Consider the following 15,075-nt stretch of genomic DNA (forward strand, 5'->3'; position numbering starts at 1 on the left):
CTATACCGTTTCGAGAAAGCTGCGGATTTCAGCGGCGACGGCCTGCGGGTGCGTGATCGGAGCCATGTGCCCCGCCCCTTCGATCGCCTTGCGTGTCACATTCGGCAAACGGCGGGCGATGGACGTGCTGATCGCATCTACCATATCCGCCGATGTGGCCCCGTCCATCAACAGCACCGGCATCTCGGCGCGGGCGAACTTGCCAGGTTCTAGCAGCCCGGCATTGTCGTCCCGCAAGAACGGCTGGCTAGCGGGCACATAATGGATACGGTCAGCCATATACTGGCGCAGCTTTTCCGGTGTCTGTTCCCATCCGCTGCCGTCGCCCCAGCCGGTGTTGAAGATGCGCGCAGCCTCCATCCGGTCGCCCGCATCAAAAGCCGCATCGAACCCGCCGGAGTTGCGATCCGCGGCTGCCACCCGTGCCGGATCGTCAGCCAGAGCCGCCGCGAAATAGACCGGTTCGATCATCGTCAGGCTACGCACCAGTTCGGGGTTCTCGATGGCAATCCGCAAGCCGATCGTCGCGCCAAAAGAATGGCCGATAATATCAATCGGTTCGGTCACCAGTTCCCGCACCAGATCGGTCGCCCGGGCATGGATATCCCCCTGCCCGTCCCAATCGGCGGATTTCCCGTGGGAGGGCAGATCGGGACACAGCAACGTCAGTTCATCTGCCAACGCCTCGCCCACGCCGCGCCACGCGCCGGAATGGGCAAGCGTGCAGTGAACAGCCAGCGCGTGCCGCGGACCATGCCCGAATTGCCGTGTATATAAACCTGAACTCACAGTTTACCTGCCATCACGAGGTCAAGATCTTCAAGCCGGTCCTGGCCCCAGAACTTGTGGACGTCGTCCAGAATATAGAATGGCGCGCCAAAGACGCCCTTTTCGACCGCCTCTTCCAGATTGCGCGCGTAGGTATCAGCCCCCTGCAGCAAGCCTTTGTCGGCCAGCGCGGGGTCAAAGCCCGCTTTTTCAAGACAGTCGCGCACGACCGCATCTTCGGCAATATCGCGTTCCTCGGCCCAGACGGCGGTCATGATCAGCTGGCACAGCTTGCCTACGTCGCCGCCTTCGTTCTGCGCTGCGATGATCGCATAGGATGAAGGCGCGCCGTTGGTGGGCCAATGCGCGGGTTTGAGGTTGAACGGCATCCCCAGCTTCTTGGCCTGACGCGGCAGTTCAATCGCGCGATACTCTTGCCGCGACGGATGCCGATCTTTCGGGGGCTGCCCGCCCGTGCGCCCGAAAGCGGTAATCAGATCAAAAGGTTTATAGGTAATCGTCGCCCCGTGTTTGGCGGCGATTTCCTCAAGCCGGTTTCCCGCCAGATAGGCATATGGTGAAAGTGTCGCAAAAAAATAGTCGATATGGGGCATTTGGGTCTCCGATCAGGGCTGTGCAGCTTTGCCAGACCGTAAGGCCATGCTAAGCGGTGTCAACGTCACGATTCTGTCACATGTTCTGCATCCAGGGACCCTTTGCACATGGCTCAAACCACCGAACCCAAACTGATCTCAGGTAACGCGAACATGCCGTTGGCCAAAGCCATCGCACGGCGGATGTCGCTGCATCGGGGGGTCAACGTAGGGCTGGTCGACGCACGGGTCGAACGGTTCAATGACGGCGAAATCTTTGTGGAGGTTTACGAGAACGTCCGCGGCGAGGATATGTTCATCATCCAGCCAACGTCGAACCCCGCCAATGACAACCTGATGGAACTGCTGGTCATGGCCGACGCGCTGCGCCGGTCCTCTGCGGCGCGTGTCACGGCTGTTCTGCCTTATTTCGGGTATGCCCGTCAGGACCGCCGCACCAAGGCAAGGACGCCGATCACCGCCAAGATGGTCGCGAATATGATGGTCGGCAGCGGCATTGAACGTATCCTGACGATGGACCTGCACGCCGCACAGATCCAGGGTTTCTTCGATATCCCTGTCGACAACCTCTATGCCTCCCCCGTTTTCGCGCTGGATATCCAGAACGAATTCAAGGGCCGCATGGACGAGCTGATGGTCATCTCTCCGGATGTGGGCGGCGTGGCCCGCGCACGCGAACTGGCGAAGCGCATCAACTCCCCCCTCGCCATCGTGGATAAGCGCCGCGAAAAGCCCGGCGAGATTGCAGAGATGACCGTGATCGGCGATGTGACCGACAAGGTCTGCCTGATCGTGGACGACATCTGTGACACCGCCGGCACCCTGTGCAAAGCGGCCGAGGTGCTGATGGAAAACGGCGCGAAGGAAGTCCACTCCTACATCAGCCACGGCGTTATGTCCGGCCCTGCGGTCGAACGCGTTAGCAATTCGGTGATGAAATCTCTGGTCATCACGGACAGCATCGCGCCGACGCCCGCCGTCAAGCAAGCAACAAACATCCGGATCGTGCCCACGGCGCCGATCTTTGCGCAGGCGATCCTGAACATCTGGAACGGTACCTCGGTCTCGTCCCTGTTTGACGCCGACACGCTAGAGCCGATCTACGACGGCATGTACAAACCCGGCTAAGCGCCCCTGAAACAACGGCTGGGGGCGCTGCTTAAAGCTCCCAGTCGTCTTGCTGCGGCAACGGCCCGATGGCCATCCAAGACGCCCTGACGCGCGCGATACGCGTATCGCCCCAGGTGCGGAACACCAGTTCAAATCCCTCTTTCGTAACATTCTCTGAACGCAGATCCGCGCGCATGACCGTGGCGTTATCCACGTCCCACAGGGCAAGCGAGGCGTGTACCGTGGGGATATCGCGGTACGGCGTGGAGAAGGTAATATGGTTGCGCCGCTCGCGCTGGCCCTGCCCCGTCCACATCTCGCCACCATCCTGAAAATCGGAGAACAACACCGTTTCTCCGCTATCGATACCAACGCTGTTTGCGTTCATTCTTTTCATCGTGATGGCCTGCCCCAACTCGTCCTACCGCTACAATCCGACAACCATAAGTTAAGGTTAACAAATAGAAAAGGCCCCGCGGATGCAGGGCCTTTTCATCAAAACGGGCAAGGAAACGTCAGAGGCTGGGTTGCTTGCTCGACAAGCCGATTTCGTCCCCCATGGCGACCATGTCGGACAGCAGCTTGGCTGCGTCGTCTACGGGGCCAGGTTCATTCACGAAACCCTCTTTTGCCGTTGTGTACATGGCTTTGGCTTCGGCGATCATTTCGTCCAGATGCTCTTGGGTCATATCACCCTTGGACACCGCGCGTTCGGCCAGAACCGATACGCCTTCGGAAGAAATCTCGGCAAAGCCGCCGGTTACCACATACTCAGCAGTGCCTTCCGGGCCTTCAACACGCAGCACACCGGGGCGCAGCGTGGTGATGGTGGGGGCATGATCAGGCATTGCTGTCATGTCCCCGTCCGCACCCGGAATCTGAACGGCCGTCACCTGCATCGAGGCCAGCCGCCGCTCGGGCGAAACGAGGTCGAATTGCATTGTGTCTGCCATTTTCAGCGCTCCTTAAGCGGCGTCTGCCGCCATTTTTTCAGCTTTCGCTTTCACTTCTTCGATGCCGCCAACCATGTAGAAGGCACCTTCGGGCAGGTGATCGTATTCACCGGCAACAACCGCCTTGAAGGAGGTGATTGTCTCTTCCAGTGGAACCTGCTTACCGTCGGAGCCGGTGAACACTTTCGCAACGTCGAAAGGCTGGCTCAGGAAGCGTTCGATCTTACGCGCACGGGCAACGGTCAGTTTGTCGTCTTCCGACAGTTCGTCCATGCCGAGAATCGCGATGATGTCCTGCAGCGACTTGTAGCGTTGCAGGATACCCTGAACGTCACGTGCCACGTTGTAGTGCTCTTCGCCAACGATGGATGGGTCCATCAGACGCGATGTGGAGCCAAGCGGATCAACAGCAGGGTAGATACCCTTTTCCGAGATCGAACGGTCCAGAACGGTTGTCGCGTCAAGGTGCGCAAAGGATGTCGCGGGCGCAGGGTCGGTAAGGTCATCCGCAGGAACGTAAACGGCCTGAACCGATGTAATCGAACCGGATTTGGTCGATGTAATACGTTCTTGCATCGCACCCATGTCGGTCGCCAGTGTTGGCTGGTAGCCCACGGCCGAAGGGATACGACCCAGCAGAGCCGAAACCTCGGAACCGGCTTGGGTAAAGCGGAAGATGTTGTCGACGAAGAACAGAACGTCGGTACCGGATTGGTCGCGGAACTGTTCGGCCAGTGTCAGACCGGTCAGAGCAACGCGCATACGCGCTCCGGGAGGCTCGTTCATCTGGCCGTACACCAGCGCAACCTGCGATTTTTCCAGATCATCAGGGTTGATAACGTTGGATTCGATCATCTCGTGGTACAGGTCGTTCCCTTCACGGGTACGTTCACCAACGCCCGCGAAAACCGAATAACCGGAGTGCACTTTGGCGATGTTGTTGATCAGTTCCATGATCAGAACGGTTTTGCCAACACCGGCACCACCGAACAGACCAATTTTACCACCCTTGGCGTAAGGTGCCAGAAGGTCGATAACCTTGATGCCCGTTTCCAGCACTTCGGATGTGGTCGACTGTTCCGCGAATTCGGGCGCGTCAGCGTGGATCGAGCGACGCTCGGCCGATTGGATGTCGCCTTTTTCGTCGATGGCTTCGCCAACAACGTTCATGATGCGGCCCAATGTGGCGTTACCCACTGGGATCGAGATGGGCGCGCCTGTGTCTTCGACGCGCTGGCCGCGAACCAGACCTTCGGTCGCGTCCATCGCGATGGTACGCACGGTGTTTTCGCCAAGGTGCTGAGCCACTTCGAGGATCAGTTTCTTGCCGTGGTTTTCAGTTACAACAGCGTTGAGGATCTCTGGCAGGTGATCCTCGAACTGCACATCGACGACGGCGCCGATGACTTGTGTGATTTTGCCGACTGCATTTGCCATGTCGTTTCTCCGATTTGTCCTACAGCGCTTCCGCGCCGGAAATGATTTCGATCAGCTCGTTGGTGATGACGGCCTGACGCGAACGGTTATACTCGATGGTCAGATCTTCGATCATGTCACCGGCGTTCCGTGTCGCGTTGTCCATTGCCGACATCCGGGCACCCTGTTCAGAGGCCGCGTTTTCCAGCAGAGCCGAGAAGATCGCCGTTGCAACGCCGCGCGGCAGCAGGTCGGCCAGGATGGCCTCTTCGCTGGGCTCGTAGTCGAACAGTGTCGTCGCCTCGTCCGCGCCTTCGGTCTCTTCGAAGGTCGCCGGGATGATCTGCTGTGCCGTCGGGATCTGGCTGACGACGTTCACGAACTTCGCATAGAAGATCGTGGCGATGTCATATTCACCCGCGTCAAAACGGCCAAGTACGTCCTTGGCGATCCCCTGCGCATCGGCATAGCCAAGGCGCTTGACGTCGCTGAGGTCAACGTGACCGACCAAAAGGTCGCCAAAGTCACGACGGATGCTGTCGCGGCCTTTCTTGCCAACGGTCAAAATCTTGACCTCCTTACCCTTGGCGATAAGGCCACGGGCATGGGCTTTGGCAAGCTTGGCGATGTTGGCGTTAAAGCCACCGCACAAGCCACGTTCAGCGGTCATGACAACCAACAGGTGCACCTGATCCGACCCCGTGCCGCTCAGCAGCTTGGGGGCGGTGTCAGACCCACCTACCGATGCAGCCAACCGCGACATCACAGCGTTAAAACGCTCTGTGTAGGGGCGGGACTGCTCGGCAGCTTCCTGCGCGCGGCGAAGCTTCGCCGCGGCAACCATTTGCATGGCTTTCGTGATCTTGCGGGTCGATTTGACCGACGCGATCCGGTTTTTTAGGTCCTTGAGGTTTGGCATGTGCCCTCCCTCCCTTAAGCGAAGTCAGCGGCGAAAGAATCGATGGCAGCTTTGATCTTGTCTTCCAGCTCACCCTTCACCTTGCGGTCGTTGTTGGTGATGTCAGCCATCAGGTCGGCGTGCTTGCTGCGCAGGTGCGCCAGCAGGCCCGCTTCAAAGCGGCCGACTTCTTTGACGTCGATCTTGTCGAGGTAGCCGTTTGTACCCGCATAGATCACGCAGACGATTTCCGCGTTGGTCAGGGGGGAGTACTGAGGCTGCTTCATCAGCTCTGTCAGGCGCGCACCACGGTTCAGCAGCTGCTGAGTGGAGGCATCAAGGTCGGAACCGAACTGAGCAAAGGCCGCCATTTCGCGGTACTGAGCCAAGGACAGCTTAACCGGACCAGCAACAGAGGACATCGCTTTGGTCTGAGCCGAGGACCCAACGCGCGAAACCGACAGACCGGTGTTCACAGCAGGACGGATACCTTGGTAGAACAATTCGGTTTCCAGGAAGATCTGACCGTCGGTGATCGAGATCACGTTGGTTGGAATAAACGCGGAAACGTCACCACCTTGGGTTTCGATGATCGGCAGAGCTGTCAAAGAGCCGTTGCCTGCGTCATCGCCCAGCTTCGCCGAACGCTCGAGCAGACGGGAGTGGAGATAGAAAACGTCACCTGGGTAAGCTTCACGCCCGGGCGGACGACGCAGCAGCAGGGACATCTGGCGGTAGGACACGGCTTGCTTGGAAAGGTCATCATAGATGATCAGCGCGTGACGGCCGTTGTCGCGGAAGAATTCCGCCATAGCTGTTGCGGAGTATGGTGCGAGGTACTGCATTGGTGCAGGCTCGGACGCGGTGGCCGCAACAACGATGGAATAATCAATCGCGCCTGTTTCCTCGAGCTTTTTAACCAGCTGGGCAACAGTCGAACGTTTTTGGCCGATCGCAACGTACACGCAGTACATTTTCTTGCTCTCGTCGTCGCCTGCGGCGTCGTTGATCTGCTGTTGGTTCAGGATCGCGTCCAGAGCAACGGCAGTTTTACCGGTCTGACGGTCACCAATGATCAGCTCGCGCTGGCCACGGCCAACGGGGATCATCGCGTCAACGGATTTCAGGCCAGTCGCCATTGGCTCGTGTACCGATTTCCGTGGGATAATGCCGGGGGCTTTAACGTCCGCGAGGCCACGCTCGGTGGATTCGATGGGGCCTTTGCCGTCGATGGGGTTACCCAGACCGTCAACAACACGACCCAGCAGACCGTTGCCGATTGGCACGTCCACGATGGAGTTGGTGCGCTTGACGGTGTCGCCTTCTTTGATGTCGCGGTCGGAACCGAAGATAACAACACCGACGTTGTCTGTCTCGAGGTTCAGGGCCATGCCCATGATGCCGCCGGGGAATTCGACCATCTCGCCAGCCTGGACGTTGTCCAGACCATACACGCGAGCGATACCATCACCAACGGACAGAACGCGGCCAACTTCGGCAACTTCTGCTTCTTGACCAAAGTTCTTGATCTGGTCCTTCAGGATCGCAGAAATCTCTGCAGCTTGGATACCCATTTATCCGACCTCTTTCATTACATTCTGGAGGGAATTGAGCTTTGCGCGGATCGACGTGTCGATCATCTTAGAGCCCACTTTTACGATAAGACCGCCAATGAGGGAGTCATCAACGGTCGCATTCAACGTTACTTTTTTGCCTGTGGTCGCGGCGAGCGACTTGGACAGCTTTTCGGACTGCGCTTTGGTCAGCGCCTTGGCCGAAATCACATCAGCAGTCACTTCGCCTTTTTCGACGGCGATGATGTCACGCAGGTTCTGGACCAGCTGCGGCAGGACGAACAGACGGCGCTTGTTGGCCATCAGTTCCAGCGTGCTGGCGAGCGTCTGGGACAGGTCCATCTTTTTGGCGATGGCACTGATCGACGCGGCTTGCTGTTCGCGCGTGTAGATCGGCGAATTGATCAGATCGCGGAAATCTTCGCTTTCGGCCAATGCGGCTTGCAGCGCATCAAGATCTTTCTCGATCTGGGGAAGGGCTTTGGCCTCTTGGGCCAACTCGTACACGGCGGTCGCATAGCGTTGTGCGATACCTGTAGAGATTGATGCTGTTTCGGACACGTCCATCCTCTCATACGTCAGGGCCGGATAAGCGAATACATCGCGTCACCGGGGTGTTGGCGCGACTTGAAATTACCCAAGACGTCTAAATCAGGGCGGATGTAGCAGACGGACCCGCATCCCGCAACACAGTATAGTGAGGTTGCCACAGGAAAGCGCCCCTTATTCTTAGCGCAATGCACCCCTGCGACGCTTTGACCTGATCAACCTGCCTAAAAATCAATAGACATCCGGCAATTTCGGGTGTGGCAGCGATTCTTGCCGCCGTGGCGCGGGGGTCACATAGGCTGTGGCAGGACCGCCTGAACTGCCGAGGGCGTCACCGCCCCGACCCCTTCCAAAACGCGGATCGACCGGCGCGCTGGCGTGCGTGCAACCTTGCCCTTGGGCGGGTACACCAGCTTGGTCACCTCGACCATAAACGCCCCGCCCGCCATGATCGTCGGCATGTGCCGCCCGACCTTTTCAAACAGCGGCCCCGCGCGCCGGAACGTCCGTCTGGTCGAGGGCATCAGATACAGCGCACCCAACTGGCGCTCTGGCAGGAACTGGTGTTTGCGCAGTTGCGTTTCGAGCTGCCCCAGCGAATAGGGCCGCCCGTATCCGAAGGGCGTGATATCGCTACGCGCCCAGAACCCTGCACGGTTGGGCACGATGAACAGCGCCCTGCCCCCCGGCCCCAACACGCGCCAGCATTCCTCTAGCAGGTCGCCCTGCCGGTCAGACGTTTCAAGCCCGTGCATCAGAACCAGCCGGTCGACATGTCCGGTTTCGATCGGCCAGAGCGTTTCTTCGGTCAGCACAGAGGTATTGGGCATGCCCGCGGGCCAAGGCATGACCCCCTGCGGCCCCGGCATCAGCGTCATCACCCGCCGCGCATCCGCCAGATAGGGGCGCAGCAAGGGGGCCGCGAAACCAAAGCCCACAACGGTCTGGCCCTTGGCCTCGGGCCAAAGCTCAAGCATGCGGGTACGCAAGGAATGCTGCGCCGCGCGGCCAAGGGCACTGCGATAGTAAAAGTTGCGCAGGTCTTGGACATCAAGGTGCATGGCAAAGGGCCTTGTTGGGTGGATCGCCCCGACCCTAGACCAAAGCCACGCGCCGCAAAAGAGCGGACTGCGCGAAACCCGTTTGCAGCACCGCCCCGCCCGCGCTAGCGTGGTGATCCGCACCCCGAAACCCCGACCGGAGCCGCTGCCATGTCCTTTGATCTTGTGACCATCCCCTGCCTGTCCGACAACTACGCCTTCCTGCTACGCGATCAGACCAGCGGCAAGGTCGCCTTGATCGACGTGCCTGAGGCCGCGCCGATCGCTGCCAAGCTGGACGAGTTGGGCTGGACCCTCACGGAGATCTGGCTGACCCATCACCACCCCGACCACATTCAGGGCGTGCCCGCGCTGATTGCCGACTACCCTGCCCGCGTGATCGGTGCCAAGGCTGATGCCGAACGCCTGCCCCCGCTGGACGCGGCCTATGACGACGGGCAATCCTTCACCTTCGGCGCGCATACGGTCGATGTGATCGATGTGTCGGGCCATACCGTCGGGCATATCGCCTTTCACGTCCCCGTGGCCAAATGCGTCTTTACCGCCGACAGCCTGATGGCGCTTGGTTGCGGTCGCCTGTTCGAAGGCACGCCCGCACAGATGTGGGACAGCCTGCAAAAGCTGATGCGCCTGCCAGCCGATACCACCGTATGTTCGGGTCACGAATACACGCAGTCGAACGCAAAATTTGCCCTGACGGTTGATCCGGAAAACGCGGCACTTATATCTCGTGCAAGAGAGATCGATCAGGCCCGTGCTGATGGCGAGCCGACAGTTCCCTCGACGCTTTCAACGGAACTTGAAACCAACCCCTTCCTGCGCCCGTCCGATCCGGGCATCCGTGCGCAACTGGGGATGGTCAACGCCACCGACACCGATGTGTTTGCCGAAATTCGCGCGCGCAAAGACCGTTTCTGACCGCCGCAATCATGGTCTAAAATCGACGTTCACGATAAATGTGACAGCGATATTGCAGAAAAACCTTGAAGCTGCGCCGTGATCAACCAAACTCTAATACTATGAGGCCATGCTCGGTTGCGGCGCGTCCTGTTTCTGACGCCCCCTCCGACACAGATCGAAAAGGAGCACGCCTGTGCCTTCATTCTCGTCTACCCTAGAACAAGCCATTCACGCGGCGCTGGCCCTTGCCAATGCGCGCAAACATGAATTCGCTACGCTTGAACATCTTCTTTTGGCCCTGATCGACGAACCCGACGCCGTGCAGGTAATGAAAGCCTGTTCTGTCGATATGACCGAACTGCGCGAAACGCTGGTCGAATTTGTCGATGAAGACCTGAACAATCTGGTCACCGATGTTGACGGCTCCGAAGCGGTGCCAACGGCAGCGTTCCAGCGGGTGATCCAGCGTGCGGCGATCCATGTGCAATCCTCTGGCCGGACCGAAGTGACCGGCGCGAACGTGCTGGTCGCGATCTTTGCAGAACGCGAAAGCAACGCCGCCTACTTCCTGCAAGAACAGGACATGACGCGCTATGATGCGGTCAATTATATCGCGCATGGCGTCGCCAAAGATCCGGCTTTCGGTGAACCACGCCCCGTGTCCGGTGCGCCGGATCACGAGGAAGAAGCCCAAGGTGTCACCGATGGCGACAAGAAAGAATCCGCGCTGGCGAAATACACCGTTGATCTGAACGCGAAATCCCGCGAAGGCGACGTTGATCCGCTGATCGGCCGGTCGGACGAGGTGGAACGCTGCATTCAGGTGCTGTGCCGCCGCCGCAAGAACAACCCGCTGCTGGTGGGCGACCCCGGCGTCGGGAAAACCGCCATCGCCGAAGGGCTGGCGCGCAAGATCGTTGCCGGTGAAACGCCCGAGGTCTTGGCCGAAACCACGATCTATTCGCTCGACATGGGCGCGTTGCTGGCGGGCACCCGCTACCGCGGTGATTTCGAAGAACGTCTGAAAGCCGTCGTGACCGAGCTGGAAGAACATGACAACGCCGTCCTGTTCATCGACGAGATCCACACCGTTATCGGTGCCGGTGCCACATCCGGCGGCGCGATGGATGCCTCCAACCTGCTGAAACCCGCGCTTGCGGGCGGCAAGCTGCGCACTATGGGGTCGACCACCTACAAGGAATTCCGCCAGCATTTCGAAAAAGACCGTGCCCTTGCGCGTCGTTTCCAAAAGATCGATGTGAACGAGCCTTCGGTCGAGGATGCGGTGAAAATCCTGCGGGGCATCAAACCCTATTTCGAGGATCACCACTCGGTCAAATATACCTCTGACGCGATCCGGACCTCGGTTGAACTGGCGCACCGCTATATCAACGACCGCAAACTGCCTGACTCCGCCATCGATGTGATCGACGAAGCGGGCGCGGCACAGCATCTGCTGGCGGCCTCGAAACGGCGCAAGACCATCGGCACCAAAGAAGTCGAAGCCGTGGTCGCCAAGATCGCGCGCATCCCGCCCAAGAACGTGTCCAAGGATGATGTGATTGTGCTCAAGGATCTTGAGGCATCGCTGAAACGCGTTGTCTTCGGTCAGGACAAGGCGATCGAAGCGCTGTCGTCCGCGATCAAACTGGCCCGCGCTGGCCTGCGCGAGCCCGAAAAACCCATCGGCAACTACCTGTTCGCAGGGCCGACAGGTGTGGGTAAGACCGAGGTGGCGAAACAGCTGGCCGACACGCTTGGTGTGGAACTGCTGCGTTTCGACATGTCTGAATACATGGAGAAACACGCCGTTTCCCGCCTGATCGGTGCCCCTCCCGGCTATGTCGGGTTTGATCAGGGCGGCATGTTGACCGATGGCGTTGACCAGCACCCGCACTGCGTTTTGCTGCTCGACGAGATGGAGAAAGCCCACCCGGACGTCTACAACATCCTGTTGCAGGTGATGGATCACGGCAAGCTGACGGACCATAACGGCCGGACAGTGGATTTCCGCAATGTCGTGCTGATCATGACGTCGAACGCAGGCGCGTCCGAGCAGGCGAAAGAAGCGATCGGCTTTGGCCGTGACCGTCGCACCGGCGAGGATACCGCCGCGATCGAACGGACCTTCACGCCCGAATTCCGCAACCGTCTGGACGCGGTGATCAGCTTTGCGCCGCTGCCGAAAGACGTGATCTTGCGGGTGGTCGAGAAGTTCGTGCTGCAGCTTGAAGCTCAGCTGATGGACCGCAACGTGACGATTGAACTGTCCACCAAAGCCGCCGAATGGCTGGGCGACAAAGGCTATGATGCACGAATGGGTGCGCGCCCCCTTGGACGCGTCATCCAAGAGCACATCAAAAAGCCCCTCGCCGAAGAGTTGCTGTTCGGCAAGCTGGCGAAAGGTGGTGTGGTCAAGGTCAACGTCAAGAAGGGCGAGCTGGACCTGACGATCCTCGGGTCGGAAAACCCCAAGCTGACAGGCAACAAGCCACCGTTGCTGACAGCTGAATGATACCACGCAGCGCCGTATTTGCGCTTGCACTGCCCTTTGCCAGCCCCGTGCTGGCAGAGGGTTTTCTTATCTCCCCGCCCCTTGATTGCGACCTTGGCACAGACTGCTTCATCCAGCAGTATGTAGATAGCGACCCGTCGTCTGATGCGATGGATTTCACCTGTGCCACGTTAAGCTATGACGGGCACAAAGGCACGGATTTCGCACTGCCCAGCCGGGCCCGTATCGCCGACAACATACCCGTCCTTGCCAGCGCCGCAGGCCGTGTCACCGGTATGCGCGACGGTATGACTGACAGCGGCTATACCAGCGAAAACGCCGCCGATATCGACGGTAAGGAATGTGGCAACGGCGTCGTGCTTGACCACGGGAACGGCTGGGAAACCCAGTACTGCCACCTCAAACAAGGCTCCGTCAGCGTTACCACGGGGCAGGAGGTCGCCTTGGGCGATACCATCGGCTTTGTCGGGCAGTCGGGAAAGGCCGCCTTCCCCCATGTGCATCTGTCGGTGCGCAAAGACGGAGCGGTCGTTGATCCCTTCGATCCCGATGGGACCACCAACTGCGACGCGCCCGGTGACAGCAACCTTTGGGCTGAACGGCCCGACTACCGCGCCGGTGGGCTGATCAGCATTGGTTTTGCCGATGCGGTCCCCGCCTATGACGCCATCAAACAAGGCGAGGCAGCGGCGGCGTCCCTGCCCGTGGACGCGGATGCGCTGGTTGTCTGGGGCTATATGTTTGGCACGCGGGCAGATGACATCGTGAACCTGTCCATCACCGGCCCTGACGGCATGGTGATCGCGGATGATGTGACGCTGACCAAAACCCAGGCACAAGCCTTTCGCGCCATCGGCAAACGTGGCCGCGTGGACTGGCCGGCGGGCATCTATACCGGCACGGTGACGATGATCCGCGGCCTGCAGATCATCAGCCAACGCAGCACGGAAATCGAGGTCAAATAACGCTACCTCTCGGTCAGCTTCAGCTCGATACGGCGGTTTTGCGCGCGGGCGGCTTCGGTGTTGCCACGGGCCACGGGCTGATATTGGCCAAAGCCGTTCGCGGCCAGCCGTTCCGGTGCAATCCCGAGGAAGTTGATCATATATTTGACCACTGACAGGGCGCGCGCCTGACTAAGCTCCCAGTTATCCGCAAATTCGCCCAACCCCGACAGCGGCTGGTTGTCGGTATGCCCGTCTACGCGAATGACCCAGTCGATTTCAGGCGGGATATCGGCCGCGATGTTGCGTAGGATACCGGCGACCTTGGCGATCTCTCCACGACCATCGGCGGACAGCGTGGCGGCCCCCGGGGGGAACAACACCTCGGAAGAGAAGACGAAGCGGTCCCCCTCGATGCGCACACCCTCCTGATTGCCCAAAAGCGCGCGCAGACGGCCAAAGAACTCGGACCGGTATTGTTCGAGGTTCTTTGTCTCGGCCTCAAGCCGCGCACGTTCAGCCGCTTCAAGCTTGGCGCGGCGGCGTTCTTCGGCGGCGACCCGTGCGAGGGCGGTGTTCAGGTCTGACCCCAGCGATTGCAACTGCACCTCTTTCGCGGCATCGCGTGCGACGGCATCATCCAGCAGGGATTGCAGCTCTCCCAACTGGCCGCGCAGGGCGGCGACCTGCTGGTTCAATAGTTCTGTCTGGCGTTGTGCCGCGGCAGTCGCCGCTTCTTCCTGCGCCAGCTCGGACCGGGCGGCATCCAGCAAAGCGGCCTGTTTCTCTGCATCCGACAGCTCTGCCTCGGCGCGGTTCTCAGCGGCAAGCTTTGCCGCAAGCGCATCCGCCAGTTTGGCGCGCAGCTCTGCCCGATCGGCCTGTGTTGCTTCAAGAGTTTCGGTTTCCGCCAGCGCAGCGGCAAGTTCTGCATCCAGCGTTTCCTTGGCAGCGCGGGCGGCGGCGAGCAGGGTCAGCGTATCCTCGGCCTCTTTGCGCTGCGTCTCTAGCGCCAGCGTCATTGCGGTCAGCTCTGCATCGGCATTTTCCAGCTTTTCGCGCAAGCGTTCGGCGGCGGCAGCTTCGGCCAAACGAGCGGCTTCGGCCTCTGACAGCGTGGCGGCATTCTGCGCGGCGGCGGTTTCCAAAGCGGCCTGCGCATCCTGATTTTGCGCCCGCAGATCATCCACCAGCGCTGTCAGCGCATCACGGCGGGCGGCGGCAAGGCGGGCGGCTTCGGCCTGGGCGTCCGTCTCTGACCGCGCCTGCGCCAAGGCAAGGTTCAACGCCTCTTGCGCGCTCAGTAGTTCTTCTTGTCGTGTCTCAAGCGCTTCTCCACGGGCGACCGCCGCATCCCGCTGGGACAACAGACTTGCCACCTGAGCTTCGAAGCCGGTGATCTTGGCCTCTGCCGCGTCAAGCTGTGCGGCCTGCGCATCGCGCGTCGCGGTCAAGGAGGCGATCATCGCCGCCTGCTCTGCCGCCTGATCGCGGGCAGCGGTGAGGGATGTGTTCAGCGTCCCCAGTTCTGCCTCAAGCTCGGCCGTGGTTTGCCGTTCCATCCCAAGCGCTTGCGCCAGCGCCGCGACTTCACCCGACAGTGAATTCAGTTCGTTCTCTTGCCCGTTGATCCGCTGGGTCTGTACGGCTTGCAGCACCATAAAGATGGTCAGCACGAACATCAGCACCAGCAAAAGACCCGTCATCGCATCCACGAATCCCGGCCAGATCGAGCCCTGAAACCGTGCCCCAGTGCGTCGGGAAAGCGCCATG

Annotated in this window: 14 protein-coding genes; 4 read left to right on the top strand and 10 right to left on the bottom strand. The window is 59.9% G+C overall.

The genetic code is table 11. The features are described 5' to 3' along the window. Both EE36_RS03595 and EE36_RS03600 read right to left on the bottom strand, forming a co-directional pair. Complete coding sequence (locus EE36_RS03595; RefSeq protein WP_005849562.1) at positions 1 to 789, bottom strand: alpha/beta fold hydrolase; 789 nt, start codon at positions 787 to 789, stop codon at positions 1 to 3. Beyond that, positions 786 to 1,382 (bottom strand): 2-hydroxychromene-2-carboxylate isomerase, encoded by a 597-nt coding sequence (locus EE36_RS03600; protein ID WP_005849564.1) that lies wholly within the window; start codon positions 1,380 to 1,382, stop codon positions 786 to 788. Before EE36_RS03600 ends, EE36_RS03595 begins: the two co-directional genes overlap by 4 nt. Positions 1,383 to 1,490: 108 nt before the next feature. Here EE36_RS03600 and EE36_RS03605 point away from each other — a divergent pair, with 108 nt between their 5' ends. Continuing rightward, positions 1,491 to 2,510, top strand: a complete 1,020-nt coding sequence (locus tag EE36_RS03605) for a ribose-phosphate pyrophosphokinase (RefSeq protein WP_005849565.1) — start codon at positions 1,491 to 1,493, stop codon at positions 2,508 to 2,510. Between the two features lie 31 nt (positions 2,511 to 2,541). Here the strand turns inward: EE36_RS03605 and EE36_RS03610 are convergent, their stop codons facing one another. The 7 genes from EE36_RS03610 to EE36_RS03640 form a co-directional block, all read right to left on the bottom strand. Then, positions 2,542 to 2,880 (bottom strand): H-type lectin domain-containing protein, encoded by a 339-nt coding sequence (locus tag EE36_RS03610; protein ID WP_005849567.1) that lies wholly within the window; start codon positions 2,878 to 2,880, stop codon positions 2,542 to 2,544. Between the two features lie 127 nt (positions 2,881 to 3,007). Continuing rightward, a complete protein-coding gene (locus EE36_RS03615) occupies positions 3,008 to 3,445 on the bottom strand; it encodes a F0F1 ATP synthase subunit epsilon (RefSeq protein ID WP_005849569.1) in 438 nt (145 codons plus the stop codon). A 12-nt stretch (positions 3,446 to 3,457) separates the two neighbouring features. Next, positions 3,458 to 4,882 (bottom strand): F0F1 ATP synthase subunit beta, encoded by a 1,425-nt coding sequence (gene atpD / locus EE36_RS03620; RefSeq protein WP_005849570.1) that lies wholly within the window; start codon positions 4,880 to 4,882, stop codon positions 3,458 to 3,460. A gap of 19 nt (positions 4,883 to 4,901) precedes the next feature. After that, entirely contained in the window at positions 4,902 to 5,780 is an 879-nt protein-coding gene (locus tag EE36_RS03625; protein ID WP_005849572.1) for a F0F1 ATP synthase subunit gamma, read from the bottom strand. 14 nt (positions 5,781 to 5,794) lie between these two features. Then, entirely contained in the window at positions 5,795 to 7,333 is a 1,539-nt protein-coding gene (gene atpA / locus EE36_RS03630; protein WP_005849573.1) for a F0F1 ATP synthase subunit alpha, read from the bottom strand. Then, positions 7,334 to 7,894 (bottom strand): F0F1 ATP synthase subunit delta, encoded by a 561-nt coding sequence (locus EE36_RS03635; RefSeq protein ID WP_174226613.1) that lies wholly within the window; start codon positions 7,892 to 7,894, stop codon positions 7,334 to 7,336. A gap of 278 nt (positions 7,895 to 8,172) precedes the next feature. Further along, a complete protein-coding gene (locus EE36_RS03640) occupies positions 8,173 to 8,943 on the bottom strand; it encodes a methyltransferase domain-containing protein (protein ID WP_005849577.1) in 771 nt (256 codons plus the stop codon). A 150-nt stretch (positions 8,944 to 9,093) separates the two neighbouring features. Between EE36_RS03640 and gloB the strand changes: the two genes are divergently transcribed. The 3 genes from gloB (at position 9,094) to EE36_RS03655 (ending at position 13,323) form a co-directional block, all read left to right on the top strand. Further along, positions 9,094 to 9,861: a hydroxyacylglutathione hydrolase gene (gene gloB, locus EE36_RS03645; RefSeq protein ID WP_005849578.1), complete on the top strand. Its 768-nt coding sequence runs from the start codon at positions 9,094 to 9,096 to the stop codon at positions 9,859 to 9,861. A 175-nt stretch (positions 9,862 to 10,036) separates the two neighbouring features. Beyond that, the gene (clpA, locus tag EE36_RS03650) at positions 10,037 to 12,358 is read left to right on the top strand and encodes an ATP-dependent Clp protease ATP-binding subunit ClpA (protein WP_005849580.1); all 2,322 of its coding nucleotides are present in this window, start codon (positions 10,037 to 10,039) and stop codon (positions 12,356 to 12,358) included. Next, positions 12,355 to 13,323 (top strand): M23 family metallopeptidase, encoded by a 969-nt coding sequence (locus tag EE36_RS03655; protein ID WP_005849581.1) that lies wholly within the window; start codon positions 12,355 to 12,357, stop codon positions 13,321 to 13,323. The genes clpA and EE36_RS03655 overlap by 4 nt, the downstream gene beginning before the upstream one ends. Positions 13,324 to 13,325: 2 nt before the next feature. Here EE36_RS03655 and EE36_RS03660 read toward each other — a convergent pair whose 3' ends face one another. Then, the gene (locus tag EE36_RS03660) at positions 13,326 to 15,074 is read right to left on the bottom strand and encodes a peptidoglycan -binding protein (protein ID WP_005849583.1); all 1,749 of its coding nucleotides are present in this window, start codon (positions 15,072 to 15,074) and stop codon (positions 13,326 to 13,328) included. Position 15,075: the final 1 nt, after the last annotated feature.

The organism is Sulfitobacter sp. EE-36, from assembly GCF_000152605.1.
Classification (GTDB): Bacteria; Pseudomonadota; Alphaproteobacteria; order Rhodobacterales; family Rhodobacteraceae; genus Sulfitobacter; species Sulfitobacter pontiacus.